Source organism: Mesorhizobium sp. P2_D6, from assembly GCF_056404315.1.
Map to the genome: position 1 here is coordinate 275301 of NZ_JBFUEG010000001.1, position 14250 is coordinate 289550.

Below are 14250 nucleotides of genomic sequence, written 5' to 3' on the forward strand. Positions count from 1 at the left end.
CTCGGATGTAACCTCGAAGTGAAACTAGACGAGAGTGGTCAGCCGGCAAAGACCCGCTTCGGCTTGAACATGCCTTGCTCGATGGCGCCTATGGCGACCAGCTTGCCGCGCGCGGTGGCGCAGGCTTCCTCGGCTTCCACGGGCGCGTCGCGACCGCGGATGATGACGGGGTTGCCAAGACGAATCTTGGTCGCCGCTTCGTCGCTGATGGCGATCTGCGGCAGGCAGTCGAGCGCGGCCGCCGTATCGACAAGCAGCGCATCGATGGCGCCGAAGTCGATCGGCGCATCGACAACATCGGCGTCGCCGTCAGCTTCGCGCTGTTCGCCGAAACGGGCGGCCTCCAACTCAGCGACGGTGACGAAATCTTCCTGGGTAAACGGCTCTACCTCAACCCGGCGTAGTTCGGCGATATGACCGAAGCAGCCAAGGTCGCGGCCCATGTCGCGGGCCAGCGAGCGCACATAGGTGCCCTTGCCACATTCGACCTCGAACAGGGTGCGGTCGGCGGCGTGCTCCACAATATCGAGGCGGCCGATTTCAATCTCCCGCGCGGGTATGTCGACCGTCTCGCCCTCGCGGGCGAGGTCGTAGGCGCGTTCGCCCGCTATCTTGATGGCCGAGAATTGCGGCGGCGTCTGCATGATGACGCCGGTGTATTTCGGCAGCAGCGCCCTGACGTCGACCTCGGCCGGACGCCGGTCGGAGTTTTGCGTTACCGGACCCTCGAGGTCGTCAGTCGAGCGCTCCTCGCCCCAGGCAACGGTGAAACGATAGATCTTGGCGCCGTCCTGGACGTAAGGCACTGTCTTGGTGGCCTCGCCGAGCGCGATCGGCAGCATGCCGGAGGCCAGCGGGTCGAGCGTGCCGGCATGGCCGGCCTTTTCGGCCTGGAACAGCCATTTGATCTTGGAGACTGCTTCGGTCGAGCCCATGCCGACAGGCTTGTCCAGCACCACCCAGCCGGAAATCGGCCGGCCCTTCTTCTTGCCGCGGCGCCCCACTATTTCTGGTCCTTGTCGTTGTCTTCGCCATCGGCACCCAAGTCTCGCGCGACTTCGGGCGACTTCAAGAGATCGTTGATCCTGGCAAAATTGTCGAACGACGTGTCGAGCTTGAAGCGGAACTCAGGCATGAACTTCATTTGCCGCAGCGCGCCGGAGACTCGGCCACGGACGAATTTCGCGTGCTTGTTGAGCGCGTCGATCACGGCACCGGTGTCCTTGGCGCCGAGCGGCGAGACAAAAGCAGTGGCAACCCTCAAGTCGGGCGACATGCGCACTTCCGAGACCGACACCACGGTATTCTCGATTAGCGGATCGATGATCTCGCCGCGCTGCAAGGTTTCGGAGAGTGCATGGCGCACCTGTTCGGCGACGCGCAACATGCGCTGGGATGGGCTGGAGACGGTTGGACGGGGCATTGTTCTCAATCCTGAAAGCGTGAGGCGCGGGATGGGACCGTGCCGCACGTCTCATACTTGTTCTATGCATGTCGTTTGTCCCAAAACCGCTACGCACTTTTGGGCGACAGGCATTAAAGTTAGGGCGGCGGTCTTTCGACCACCGCCCGGTCGTATCGACAGTATACGAACTCAGAGCGTCCGGGTCACCATCTCGACGCGGAAGCACTCGATGATGTCGCCGACGCGCATGTCCTCGTAGTTCTGGAAGGCCATGCCGCACTCCTGACCGCCCGGGACTTCCGCAACTTCGTCCTTGAAGCGCTTGAGCGTCTTCAGCGTGCCTTCGTGGATGACGACGTTGTCGCGGATCAGGCGTACGCCCGCACCGCGCTCGACCTTGCCTTCGGTGACACGGCAGCCGGCAATCTTGCCGACCTTGGTGATGTCGAAGATCTCTAGGATCTCGGCATTGCCGATGAAGGTCTCGCGACGTTCCGGCGACAGCAGGCCGGAAAGCGCCGCCTTCACGTCATCGACGAGGTTGTAGATGATCGAGTAGTAGCGGATCTCGATACCGGCAGCGACAGCGGCAGCACGTGCCTGCGCATTGGCGCGGACATTGAAGCCGATGATGGCGGCGCCCGAAGTCTCCGCCAGCGACACGTCGCTTTCGGTGATGGCGCCGGCGCCGGCATGAACGATGCGCGCACGCACCTCGTCGGTGCCGAGCTTGTCCAGAGCAGCGCTGATCGCCTCGATCGAACCCTGGACGTCGCCCTTGATGACCAGCGGGAATTCCTTCAGCCCGCTCGTCTGCAACTGCGACATCATCTGTTCGAGCGAGCCGCGCTGGCCGGCATGCTTGGCCACCGCCTTCTCACGGGCCAAACGCTGACGATACTCGGTGATCTCGCGGGCGCGGGCCTCGTTGTTGACGACGGCGAAGCGGTCGCCGGCCTGCGGCGTGCCTTGCAGGCCAAGCACCTCGACCGGCATAGCCGGTGGGGCTTCCTTGACCTGTTCACCACGGTCGTTGACCAGCGCGCGCACCCGGCCCCATTCGTTGCCGGCGACGAGAATGTCGCCGGGCATCAAGGTGCCGGTCTGCACCAGCACGGTGGCGACGGGGCCGCGGCCTTTGTCGAGCTGGGCTTCGATGACGACGCCCTCGGCGGTGCGGTCCGGGTTGGCCTTGAGGTCGAGAATTTCGGCCTGCAGAAGGATCGCCTCGAGCAGCTTGTCGAGATTGGTGCCCTTGGTTGCCGACACTTCGACGTCCAGCACTTCACCGCCCATCGATTCGACGAACACCTCATGGCGCAGCAGTTCCGAACGTACCTTCTGCGGATCGGCGCCGTGCTTGTCGATCTTGTTGATCGCCACGATGATCGGAACGCCGGCCGCCTTGGCATGGCTGATCGATTCGATCGTCTGCGGCATGACGCTGTCGTCGGCCGCTACCACCAGGATGGCGATGTCGGTGGCCTGGGCGCCGCGGGCGCGCATCGCCGTGAAGGCGGCGTGGCCGGGCGTGTCGATGAAGGTGATCTTCTGACCGTTCTTCTCGACCTGGTAGGCGCCGATATGCTGGGTGATGCCGCCGGCTTCGCCGGAGACGACATTGGCATTGCGGATGGCATCGAGCAGCGAGGTCTTGCCATGGTCGACATGGCCCATGATGGTCACGACCGGCGGACGCGACACCAGGTCTTCGGCATTGTCGGCGATGTTGAACAGGCCTTCCTCGATGTCGGACTCAGCGACGCGGCGGACCGTGTGGCCGAATTCGGTGGCGACCAGTTCGGCCGTGTCGGCGTCGATGATGTCGCCCGGCTTCAGGATCTGGCCCTGCTTCATGAAGTACTTGACCACATCGACGGCGCGCTCGGACATGCGCTGCGCCAGTTCCTGGATGGTGATGGTTTCGGGCAGGATCACTTCGCGCATAACCTTCTCGCGCGGCTCATTGTGCATCGCGCGCTTGAATTTTTCCTGGCGGCGACGCATCGACGATAGCGAGCGGGCGCGCGCATCCTCGTCGGAAAGCGCCGTGTTGAGGGTCAGCTTGCCGCGACGACGGTCTTCCTCGGCCTTGGTCGGCTTGGCCGGACGCGCCACTTCGGGCGTGACCGGACGGCGAACCGGTGCCCCGACGCCGGTGCGTTTCGGCTTGACCTCTTCCTCGTCATCGACCGTCGCCAGTTCGGCGGCCAGCGGCGCGCGACGGCGCGCCTCTTCCTCGGCACGGCGGCGGGACTCGGCCTCAGTCTGCAGACGAGCTTCTTCCTCGGCCTGACGGCGCGCGGATTCCTCGCGCTCGCGCTTGCGGCGCTCCTCGTCCTCAGCACGGCGCTTGGCGTCTTCGGCGGCGCGCTGGCGATCCTCGACTTCGCGAACCTTGGAACCTTCGAGCGCCCTGCGCCGGGCTTCCATTTCGCCACGCGACAATTCGTTCAGCACCATGCCGCTGCGTTCGACCGGCGGCGGCGGGGGCGGCGCCTTGGGCGCTTCCTGCACCACGGGGGCTGCCACAACCGCGGGCTTGGGCGTCAAAACAGGTGCAGCCACCGGCTCCGGCTTGTCGCCGGGCATGGAGAATTTGCGCTTCTTGATCTCGACCTGGACCTGCTTGGTGCGGCCATGCGAGAAATTCTGGCGCACGACGCTCTGCTCGGTACCGGGGCGCTTCAGCGTCAAGGTCTTCTTCGGTGTAACACTCAACGTCTTGTCGTCGCCCGATTTCGTATCGCTCATTCCATATCCTCTGCAGCATCATCTTCGTCAGCAACGGCCGCAAGCATTGCCAGATCGTCGGGGGTTCCGCCCCGATATCGGTCGAGCGCAACCATGCGCTTCTCAACCGCCTTGCCCGCGTCTCCCGCGAGAACGGCAGCATGTATCACATTTGTGCCCCCCAATGCCAAGCTCAACTCGGCCTCGGAGAAAAGTTTGTAGGCAAGGACTGCAGGCCCGCCGAGGTGGACAGTTGCCCGCCGCGCCTGGCTGATCTTGCGCACGCCATCGTCGGATGCTTCGGTCGCGTGGAGCACGAAAAGCGCCAGTCCACTGCGCACCGCGCTCTCGACCTTGGTGGCGCCGAGAGCGATCGCGCCGGCCTTGCGAGCAAGGCCGAGCATGCCCAGAGCGGATCGTGCAAGCAGTCCGTCGACCATGCCACCGAGATCGGGCGGCACGGTCACTTGCGCCTTGAAGGCGCGGGCAAACAGGTTCTTCGCCGCCGCCTTGTCGATATGTAGGCGGTCGGCGCTCACCCAACAACCACGGCCGGGCAGGTTTCTCTTGATGTCCGGAACGACGGCCGAATCCGGGCCGACGACGAAACGGATCAGCTCATCCGGCTCGGCTTGCCTGCGGGTAACGATGCAGGTGCGATCGTTCATCTCGTCCTGGGGCGGGTTGTGTGCGATGCGGTTTCACCTCACGCACCAACAGCTTCGTCAGCCGGGACCTGTTCGGCTGCAAGCTCGTCTTCGGTGATCCAGCCGGCCTTGAGGCGGGCTGCCAGAACCATCTGCTCGGCGTCAGTGCGCGACACGCCGTGATTGGCGAGAACGCCCGGATAGACCTTGGTCTCGCCGTCCTTGCGTTCCTTCCAGCCGGTGAGGTCGTCGGCGGCATAGCCTGCGAAATCCTCGATCGTCTTCACGCCATCCTCGCCGAGCGTCACCATCATTGCGGTGGTGACGCCGGGGATTTCGCGCAGCTCGTCGGTGACGCCCAGCGCCTTGCGCTTCTCGTCATGCTCGGCTTCGATTTTCTCCAGATATTCGCGGGCGCGGGTCTGGATCTCCGAAGCGGTGTCTTCGTCGAAGCCGTCGATCGAGGCGATCTCACCCGAATCGACATAGGCAACTTCCTCGACGCTGGTGAAGCCTTCGGAGGCCAGCACCTGGCCGACCATCTCGTCGACATCGAGCGCTTCCATGAACAGCGACGAACGTTCGACGAATTCCTTCTGGCGGCGCTCGGATTCCTCGGCCTCGGTCAGGATGTCGATATCCCAGCCGGTGAGCTGCGAGGCAAGACGCACGTTCTGGCCGCGGCGGCCGATGGCCAGCGACAGCTGGTCGTCCGGCACCACCACCTCGATGCGCTCGGCATCTTCGTCGAGCACGACCTTGGCGACTTCCGCCGGCTGCAGCGCGTTGACGATGAAGGACGCGGCCGAAGGCGACCACGGAATGATGTCGATCTTCTCGCCCTGCAATTCGCCGACGACGGCCTGAACGCGGCTACCGCGCATACCGACGCAGGCGCCGACCGGATCGATCGAGCTATCGCGCGAAATGACGGCGATCTTGGCGCGCGAGCCCGGATCGCGGGCGACCGACTTGATCTCGATGATGCCGTCGTAGATTTCCGGCACTTCCATGGTGAAGAGCTTGGCCATGAACTGTGGATGGGTACGCGACAGGAAGATCTGCGGGCCGCGCTGTTCGCGGCGCACGTCGTAGACATAGGCGCGGACGCGGTCGCCATACTTGTAGTTTTCGCGTGGGATCAGCTCGTCGCGGCGGATAATCGCCTCGCCACGGCCGAGATCGACGATGACGTTGCCATATTCGACGCGCTTGACGGTGCCGTTGACGATCTCGCCGATGCGGTCCTTGTATTCGTCATACTGGCGGTCACGTTCGGCCTCGCGCACCTTCTGCACGATGACCTGTTTGGCCGACTGGGCGGCGATGCGGCCGAAATCCATCGGCGGCAGCTGTTCGGCGATGAAGTCGCCGAGCTGGGCGTCGGGATTGCGCTCGCGCGCCGAGGAGATGGCGATCTGGGTGGCGTAGTCGTCGACCTTCTCGACCACTTCCATCAGCCGCTGCAGCTTCATCTCGCCGGTGGTGGCGTTGATGTCGGCGCGGATGTTGGTTTCCTGGCCGTAGCGCGAGCGCGCAGCCTTCTGGATCGCATCGGCCATGGCGGCGATGACGATCGACTTGTCGATCGACTTTTCACGCGCGACCGCATCGGCTATCTGCAGCAGTTCAAGTCTGTTGGCGCTTACAACCATGTCTTTATCTCCCGAACTGGGTGCCGGAGCTTTGGCCCGGCAGCTCAATCGTTATTCCTGTTCGTGTTCTTCCGTGGCGTCTTCGGAAACATCGTCTTCCGGCTCGCCGCGGCGTTTCTTGGCTTCCTTGCGTTCCCGATTGTCCTTCGACAGGGCGTCGCGGATGAGGTCGTCGGTGAGGATCAGCCGCACATCGGCGATCGCGTCATAGGGAACCCGCACCGTCGGCTCTTCGCCATACGCGGCCTTGTCGCGCTCGATCAGCACATCGTCTTCAGCGGCTTCGGCGATCTTGCCCTTGAAGCGCTTGCGGTCGGCGACCAGCACCGAGGTTTCCATCTTCACCAGATGGCCGGTCCAGGTGACGAAATCCGACTTGCGTACCAGCGGCCGGTCGATGCCGGGCGACGACACTTCGAGATGATAGGCCTTTTCGATCGGATCGTCGACGTCGAGCGCCGGCGACACAGCGCGGCTGACCTCTTCGCAATCCTCGACGGTCATGGTGCCGTCCTCGCGTTCGGCCATGATCTGCAGCGTCAGCCCATTCTGGCCCGACAGATGCACCCGCACGAGGCGAAAGCCGATGCCGCGCAACACCGGCTGAACGATCAGCGCGATGCGCGCATCGATGCCGCTTTCGCGGATGATGCGGTCGTCGGCTTCGCTTGCCGTTGCAGTCATGCGGTTCCTAATCCAACTCTTCGTTGGAGCATGGTCCCTGGACAAAACGGTTCCCGTTTGTCCGAGAAAACCGGGTCCCACTTTTCGGGATCATGCTCTGATACTGACCGGCAGGTAATAAAAAAGAGCGGGACCGGGTGGACCCACTCTTCGTCATACCGACCAAGAATTTGAGGCTGATATAAACGATCCCGGCCGGTGTTTCAAGCCTGTTGACGGGCCGGGCAAAGTGCAGCTGGCGACGGCTGGCCAGGATTGCGCGGAGCGCATGCCGCCTATGCGGTAACGGCCCTGTGATTTCAGACGTCGCATCCCTATCTGCGTTGCACTGCACAAACCGAGATGGCGCGCGGTGGCGCGCGAAAGGTCAAGACAATGAACAAGCGTACTGTGTTTTCCACCATAGGCGACGCTTTCGCCCTGTTCGGCAGCGCCGTTGCTGCCTCGCGGGCCGTCGAAGCCGGCCGCAAGCCGCGCGCGAACGATTTGCGCCGGCTCGGCATGGACCCGACCGCTTTCGACAAGATCGGCCGTTTCTAAATCTGAAGCGGACCACGATGCCGGGACCGTTGGTCCCGCATCGGACTATTTCCTGAAGAAGGTGAGATAGGCCGGCCGCCGGCCCTCGCGAATGGCTTTTGCCTCGTAGCGTGTGCCAGGCCAGCCTTCATAGGGCCGATGCCAGTCGGCCGCGTCCTCAGCCTGCCACAGGAGCGCGCCATGCGCCCGGCAGTGCAACAAGGTCCAATTAATATAGGTGTCGATGTCAGACGCGAAGCGGAATTTTCCGCCGGGCCTCAGAACACGCGCGAACCGATCGAGATTGAGCGGGCTGACAAAGCGCCGCTTCCAGTGCTTTTTCTTCGGCCAGGGATCGGGGTAGAGCAGGTCGATGCCGTCGAGCGAAGCCTGAGGCAACCAATCGAGCAGCCGCGTGGCGTCGTCATTGTGAACGCGAAGATTGGCGAGCGGCTTTTCCCGCACCGCCATCATCAGCTTGGCCATGCCGTTGACGAACGGCTCGACACCGATGAAGCCGGCCGCCGGGGCCTCCGTGGCCCGATGCAGCAGATGCTCGCCGCCGCCGAAGCCGATTTCCAGCCGAACCGTTGAAACATCCGCGGCAAACAGCGTGCGCAAGTCTGCCGGTGCATGGGCCGAGAGGTCGAGGCCATAGGCGCCAAGACCGCTTTCCAGCGCGGCCGCCTGCTGCGGGCGAATGGTCTTGCCATGCCGGCGGCCGAAGAACCCTTCGGTCGCCCGGCTCCGCCTTTCCTTTGGATCCATGGCTGGGTCGCGCGCCGCCCTCAGGCGGCGACCGCGTCCTTGAGCGCCTTGGCCAGATCGGTCTTCTCCCAGGAGAAGGACCCGTCACGGCCGGCCTTGCGGCCGAAATGGCCGTAGGACGACGTCTTGGCGTAAATCGGCTTGTTGAGGTCGAGATGCCTGCGGATGCCGGACGGCGACAGATCCATCACGGTGCGCAGCGCCTCCTCGAGCTTAGCCTCGTCGACCTTGCCGGTACCGTGCAGGTCGACATAGACCGACAGCGGCTGGGCAACGCCGATGGCGTAGGAAAGCTGGATGGTGCAGCGATCGGCGAGCTTGGCCGCCACGACATTCTTGGCGAGGTAACGCGCCGCATAGGCAGCGGAACGGTCGACCTTGGTGGTATCCTTGCCGGAGAAAGCGCCGCCGCCATGCGGGGCCGCGCCGCCATAAGTGTCGACGATGATCTTGCGGCCGGTCAGGCCAGCGTCGCCATCCGGGCCGCCGATGACGAACTTGCCGGTCGGGTTGATATACCACATGCAATCGTCGGCGATCTTGAGGTCGCCGAGCGCCTCGCGGATATAAGGTTCGACGACCTTGCGGACCTTCTTGGAATCCCAGCTCGCATCGAGATGCTGGGTCGACAGCACGATCTGCGTCGCTTCCGCCGCCTTGCCGTCGATGTAGCGCACGGTGACCTGGCTCTTGGCGTCGGGACCGAGCTTGCCGGCCTCGCCGTTGTTTTCGTGACGGGCGGCCGCGAGCAATTCGAGGATCTTGTGGCTGTAGTAGATCGGCGCCGGCATCAGGTCCGGCGTTTCGCGGCAGGCATAGCCGAACATGATGCCCTGGTCGCCGGCACCTTCTTCGCCCTGGCGGTCGGCGGCGTTGTCGACGCCCTGGCCGATGTCAGGCGACTGGCCGTGCAGCAGAACCTCGATCTTTGCCGTTTTCCAGTGGAAGCCGGCCTGCTCGTAGCCGATTTCGCGGATCGCCTTGCGGGCGACCGACTTGAACTTGGCCGGATTGACGACCGGGTGGCCGGCGGAATCCATCAGGATGTTGCCTTGCTTGTCCTTCTTCAGCAGCGTCTCGGGAACCCGGACCTCGCCGGCGATGACAACACGGTTGGTGGTGGCCAGAGTCTCGCAGGCGACGCGGACTTTCCACGGGTCCATGCCGGTCTTCTTGGCCTCGCGATAGACCAGATCGACGATCTCGTCGGAGATGCGGTCGCAAACCTTGTCGGGATGACCCTCGGCAACGGATTCCGAGGTGAAGAAGTAGTTCTGCCGCGTCACGGGTGTCCCCTCTTGAAAAAACGATCGGCAGGGCTGCCGATTTTGGCGCGCCACGTGTTAACGGTGCCGGGCGCCGCTCGTCAAGCGGTGCCGCGGTTCTGGCATGAATGTCGCAGCAATATATCTTGTACCACCGGCGGCTTGGCGCCGCCGGCAGTCGAGCCCTTGAGCTACTCCGGCCAATGGGTCAATCGACGCACCGGATCACTCGGCATCTTCGGCAGAAAGGGATTTCACCAGATCAATGATCCGGCGGCGCACTTTCACATCCGCTATCTTGACGAAGGCGCGGTTGAGCTGAAGTCCTTCCGGACTGCCGCAGAATTCGACGGCGAAAGCCATCGAAGCGTCCTCGGCAAATCCTCTGTTACCCACCGGCTCCTGCCCTGGCGCATCCTCGAAAAAGAAGGCGACAGGCACGCTGAGTATCGAGGCTATTGCCTGCAGACGGCTGGCGCCGACGCGATTCGTTCCCTTTTCATATTTTTGGATCTGCTGAAACGTAATACCGAGATTTTCACCTAGCTTTTCCTGGCTCATTCCAAGCATATTGCGCCGAAGCCGGACGCGACTTCCGACATGGATGTCGATCGGATTCGGTTTCTTCTTGTTTTCTTCTGTCATTTTTTCCTCGCCGAATTTTTCCGGCCTTTTCTATTTTTCTTGCCCAAACGAAGCCGGAGCCACCTGCCCCAACAGAAACACCAACCGACTTCGAGAAAATTAGGCGATAACAGTATGAGTTTCTAATGTGTCGACTGTCAATTCACCCGTAGCCGTTGCCTTACGTTCAAGCTGAGGGCGATCACGGCAAACAGGAACATGATCAGCATTCCGTTAATGCGCCGTTGACCGGCGGAGATGAAGGCCTGCCCGGAGATGGGCACCCGCACGTCGATGGCGCCGCGCGCATCGACCGCCAGGGCGTCGACGATGCGTCCGCGCGTATCGACAACGGCCGAAATGCCGTTGTTGGCTGCGCGCAACAGAGGCAATCCATTTTCCACCGCACGAATCTGTGCCTGCCTGAAATGCTGATACGGCCCGGGCGTGTCGCCGAACCAGGCGTCGTTGGTGACATTCACAATAAGCTGGGATGACGTTGCGTCAACTGCCACCAGATCGGGAAAGATCACCTCGTAGCAAATAAACGGCAAGGCGCTTATGCCGCCGGGCAAGACGATCGGGTGGCGTTCATTGCCGGCCGCAAAGTTCATCGGTCCGGCGACAAGCTGTTCGATGCCGAAGCGGCTGAGCAGACCGGAAAACGGCAGATACTCGCCGAAGGGTACCAAATGGACCTTGTCGACGGCGTCGGCAATCTCGCCCTTGTCGTCGATCGCCACCACGGAATTGTAATAGCGGCTGCCGGCGTCGGCCCCCGATCCGCCCTCCTCGCGCACGACGCCGGCAATCAGCATCTGCCCCGGTTGCAGCATGTCGCCGAGCGCGGTCAGCGCATCAGGGCGCTCGGTGAACAGAAACGGCACCGAGGTCTCCGGCCACAGGATCAGCTGCGGCTTGGCATGACCGGGATCCGGCGCTGCGGCCGACAGGCCCATCATGGTGGCAAAGATACGGTCGCGCACCGAGGCGTCCCACTTCTCGCTGAGGTCGACATCCGGCTGCACGATGCGAACATCGAGATTCTGCGTTGCCGGCTTGTCGGGGGTCGCCAGCCTGAAATAGCCGAAGCCGACATGGGCGGCGACGAGAGCGGCAAGCAACACCAGTCCGAGGCGCAGATGCCGGCGCGCGGCGAGCAGAGCCGGCATGGCAAAAACAAACACGGCCAGGGCGTTCATGCCGATCATGCCGGTCACCGACACGCTTTGCATCAACAGCGGCACGGGCATCGCCGCATAGCCGACGGCATTCCAGGGAAAGCCGGTGAACAGGAAGCCTCGCAGCCATTCGGTCAGGCCAAAAGCAAAGGCAAGAGCGGCGATGCGGCCGATGTCGTTGGTCCATAACAGCCGGGCGACGACCGCGGCGAATCCGTAGAAAAACGCCAGCGCCAAAGGAATGCCGACGACCGCGAAGGGCAAGGCCCAGGCGAAACTGTCGGCTTCGACCAGAAGCGCCTCGCCGATCCACCACAGGCCGGCGAGGAAATAACCGAAGCCGAACCACCAGCCGATGGCAAAGGCTGGCCGCAGGCGCCTGAGCCAGCTGTCGGAAGCCTCGCCGGTGGCGCCGTCGAGCAGCCAGACCAGCAGCGGAAACGAGACGAAACAGACGGCGAAGAAATCGTAAGGAGCCTGGGCGAGAACCGCGAGCGCGCCGGCAAGAAACGCCACCAGCGCGCGCCGCCAGCCCCAAAGCAGAATTATCCGGCCGGCCAGGCGCTCCATGCACACTTCCCAAGTCGTGCGAATCAGGAGCCAAGATTTATCAGATTTATTGAAATACGACTCGCTGCGAACCGGCCAATCACTGCGTTACCGGTGCCAGCCGTCGATGCTGAAGCCGCTCAGCTGCTCCGCCTCCTCGCGCGGAACGGCGCGCAAGGTCTGGGTGAAGGTCCAGACATGGCCTTCGGGATCGCGCGCCCGGTATTGCCGCTCGCCGTAGAACTGGTCGGCAGGCGCCTCGACTATCTCGGCTCCGGCCGCCCTCGCCCGTTCGCAATGCGCGTCCAGGCCGTCTTTCAGGCGCACACAAACCGACTGGGTGTTCTTGCCGCCGACCGAAGCCGGGCTGGCGACGTGATCGGCCCATTCGGAATCGACGATGACGTAGCCGTCGCCGAAACGCATCTCGGCATGGGCAAGCTTTCCGTCGGCGTCGCTAACCACCATGCTCGGTTCGAAACCGAAAGCGGCTTCAAGCCAAATCAGTGCAGCCCTTGGATCCCTATAGAAAACCCCGGAACCGAACGTGGTGTGCTTGAACGGGTCTTCGACCGTCATGCGGCGCGAATCAGGCCTGCTCGGTGCGAGCGGTGGCGCGGCGGCGGCGCTCGCCTTTCTGGTTCTGGACGATGCGCACGCGCTTGACGCGGCGCGGATCGGCGTCGAGCACGTGGAACTCGAAGCCGGGTATCGCCTGGACCACTTCGCCACGCGCGGGCACGCGGCCCAGCGTGTTGAAGATCATGCCGCCAATGGTGTCGACATATTCGCCATGTTCGCCGGCGGTAAAGTCCTCGCCGATCATCTTGGCGACCTCGTCGATCTCAGCCTTGCCGTCGACGACGAAGACGCCCTCGCCGGTCTGGGTGATCAGCGGCTCATCTTCGTCATGCTCGTCCTCGATGTCGCCGACGACCATTTCGACGATGTCTTCCAGCGAGGCCAGGCCATCCGTGCCGCCATATTCGTCGATGACCAGCGCCATCTGGGTGCGCGTTGTCTGCATGCGACCCATCAAGTCGGAGGCAAGCATGGAGGGCGGCACGAACAGTACCGGGCGGATCAGATTGAGGTCGCCGATGGTGCGTCGGAGATCGACCTGGGCGAGGTCGAGAAGCGTCGTTGCCGGCGTCTTCCTCGATGTCCTGCCCTTCTTGACGCGGGCGACCTTGGTGATGTGCGCCAGCACGTCACGGATGTGAACCATGCCGCGCGGGTCGTCGAGCGTCTCGGAATAGACCGGCATGCGCGAATGGCCGGATTGCTCGAACAGGCCGAGCAGATCGCCCAAAGTCGTGGTGATCTCGACCGCCTCGATGTCGGCGCGCGGCACCATGACGTCCTCGACGCGCACTTCGCGCAGGCGCAGTATGTTATTGAGCATGGCGCGTTCGCCGGGCGAAAACGATTCGGCACCGCTTGTCGTTTCGGCAAGCGCGCCGGCGATTTCCTCACGCAGGCTGGTGCCGTTGCGCTGCCGGAACAGGCCCAAAACGCGGTCGAACAGGGAGGGACCGGCAGGCGATGGCTCGCTGGCAATGCTACCAGAAGCGGGGCTGCCGGTGATGGTACTCGGACTCGATCCCTCTTCCGTCGTATCGGAAGGCTTGGTCGCACTGCCAGCCTCGGGGCGGGCGGCAGTTTCTGGTTTGTCGTTCATCGTCGTCCGGTCAATTGGTCCTTTGTCATTACGTGTAGGGATCGGGAATGGCAAGCCTTGCAAGCGCCGCGCGCTCGATGGCTTCCATCTCCTCGGCCTCTGCATCGGTATCGTGATCGTAGCCCAGCAAATGCAGAAGGCCATGGATGACGAGATGGGTGATATGGTTCTCGAAGGGCTTCTCTTCCAGGGCCGCTTCGCGCGCGACCGTCTCGGCAGCGAGCACGATATCGCCCAGCATCGGCGGCAACTTGCCGCCCTTGGGGAACGAAAAAGCCGGGAAAGACAAGACGTTGGTGGCCTTGTCCCTGCCGCGCCAGCCAGCGTTGAGGGTGCGGATATGGGCATCGTCGGAAAAGACGATGCTGAGCTCGGAATGGCCGGCAGCAGCGGTCTCGGCAAAGGCGGCCGCTACGGCGCGGTCGACCAGGAGGGTCAGCGCCGCCTCGTCGGGCCAATCGCCGGCCTCGACCGATAGGTCGATCTCGACGGGGATCGAACTACCCCCGCCACCAGTCTTTATGTCTTCAGGCATGAGC

The 14250-nt window shown here is 63.2% G+C and carries 14 protein-coding genes; 1 reads left to right on the forward strand and 13 read right to left on the reverse strand.

Annotation, left to right across the window (positions count from 1 at the left end):
* Nucleotides 1–38: 38 nt before the first annotated feature.
* From truB to rimP, 6 genes are all read right to left on the reverse strand, one after another.
* Nucleotides 39–1004, reverse strand: coding sequence for a tRNA pseudouridine(55) synthase TruB (truB, locus tag AC1D1L_RS01225; protein ID WP_352587171.1), 966 nt, complete (start codon nucleotides 1002–1004; stop codon nucleotides 39–41).
* Nucleotides 1004–1423, reverse strand: coding sequence for a 30S ribosome-binding factor RbfA (rbfA, locus tag AC1D1L_RS01230; protein WP_352555306.1), 420 nt, complete (start codon nucleotides 1421–1423; stop codon nucleotides 1004–1006). The genes truB and rbfA overlap by 1 nt, the downstream gene beginning before the upstream one ends.
* Before the next feature lie 171 nt (nucleotides 1424–1594).
* A complete protein-coding gene (infB, locus tag AC1D1L_RS01235) occupies nucleotides 1595–4159 on the reverse strand; it encodes a translation initiation factor IF-2 (protein ID WP_112566400.1) in 2565 nt (854 codons plus the stop codon).
* A complete protein-coding gene (locus tag AC1D1L_RS01240) occupies nucleotides 4156–4806 on the reverse strand; it encodes an RNA-binding protein (RefSeq protein WP_112566403.1) in 651 nt (216 codons plus the stop codon). Before AC1D1L_RS01240 ends, infB begins: the two co-directional genes overlap by 4 nt.
* 38 nt (nucleotides 4807–4844) lie before the next feature.
* The gene (nusA, locus tag AC1D1L_RS01245) at nucleotides 4845–6440 is read right to left on the reverse strand and encodes a transcription termination factor NusA (RefSeq protein ID WP_142868410.1); all 1596 of its coding nucleotides are present in this window, start codon (nucleotides 6438–6440) and stop codon (nucleotides 4845–4847) included.
* 51 nt (nucleotides 6441–6491) lie between these two features.
* Nucleotides 6492–7124: a ribosome maturation factor RimP gene (gene rimP, locus AC1D1L_RS01250; RefSeq protein WP_112566409.1), complete on the reverse strand. Its 633-nt coding sequence runs from the start codon at nucleotides 7122–7124 to the stop codon at nucleotides 6492–6494.
* Between the two features lie 375 nt (nucleotides 7125–7499).
* Here rimP and AC1D1L_RS01255 point away from each other — a divergent pair, with 375 nt between their 5' ends.
* Entirely contained in the window at nucleotides 7500–7664 is a 165-nt protein-coding gene (locus tag AC1D1L_RS01255) for a hypothetical protein (protein ID WP_352587157.1), read from the forward strand.
* A 45-nt stretch (nucleotides 7665–7709) separates the two neighbouring features.
* Here the strand turns inward: AC1D1L_RS01255 and trmB are convergent, their stop codons facing one another.
* From trmB to ybeY, 7 genes are all read right to left on the reverse strand, one after another.
* Nucleotides 7710–8411, reverse strand: a complete 702-nt coding sequence (trmB, locus tag AC1D1L_RS01260) for a tRNA (guanine(46)-N(7))-methyltransferase TrmB (RefSeq protein WP_477338166.1) — start codon at nucleotides 8409–8411, stop codon at nucleotides 7710–7712.
* 20 nt (nucleotides 8412–8431) lie between these two features.
* Nucleotides 8432–9697, reverse strand: coding sequence for a methionine adenosyltransferase (gene metK, locus AC1D1L_RS01265; protein ID WP_112566418.1), 1266 nt, complete (start codon nucleotides 9695–9697; stop codon nucleotides 8432–8434).
* A gap of 204 nt (nucleotides 9698–9901) precedes the next feature.
* The gene (locus tag AC1D1L_RS01270) at nucleotides 9902–10321 is read right to left on the reverse strand and encodes a helix-turn-helix domain-containing protein (protein ID WP_112566421.1); all 420 of its coding nucleotides are present in this window, start codon (nucleotides 10319–10321) and stop codon (nucleotides 9902–9904) included.
* 137 nt (nucleotides 10322–10458) lie between these two features.
* Entirely contained in the window at nucleotides 10459–12051 is a 1593-nt protein-coding gene (gene lnt / locus AC1D1L_RS01275; RefSeq protein WP_477338168.1) for an apolipoprotein N-acyltransferase, read from the reverse strand.
* An 87-nt stretch (nucleotides 12052–12138) separates the two neighbouring features.
* Complete coding sequence (locus AC1D1L_RS01280; protein WP_477338170.1) at nucleotides 12139–12609, reverse strand: VOC family protein; 471 nt, start codon at nucleotides 12607–12609, stop codon at nucleotides 12139–12141.
* Nucleotides 12610–12619: 10 nt separating this feature from the next.
* Nucleotides 12620–13711, reverse strand: coding sequence for a hemolysin family protein (locus AC1D1L_RS01285; protein WP_477338172.1), 1092 nt, complete (start codon nucleotides 13709–13711; stop codon nucleotides 12620–12622).
* A gap of 28 nt (nucleotides 13712–13739) precedes the next feature.
* Nucleotides 13740–14246, reverse strand: a complete 507-nt coding sequence (gene ybeY, locus AC1D1L_RS01290; protein ID WP_477338174.1) for an rRNA maturation RNase YbeY — start codon at nucleotides 14244–14246, stop codon at nucleotides 13740–13742.
* Between the last annotated feature and the right edge of the window lie 4 nt (nucleotides 14247–14250).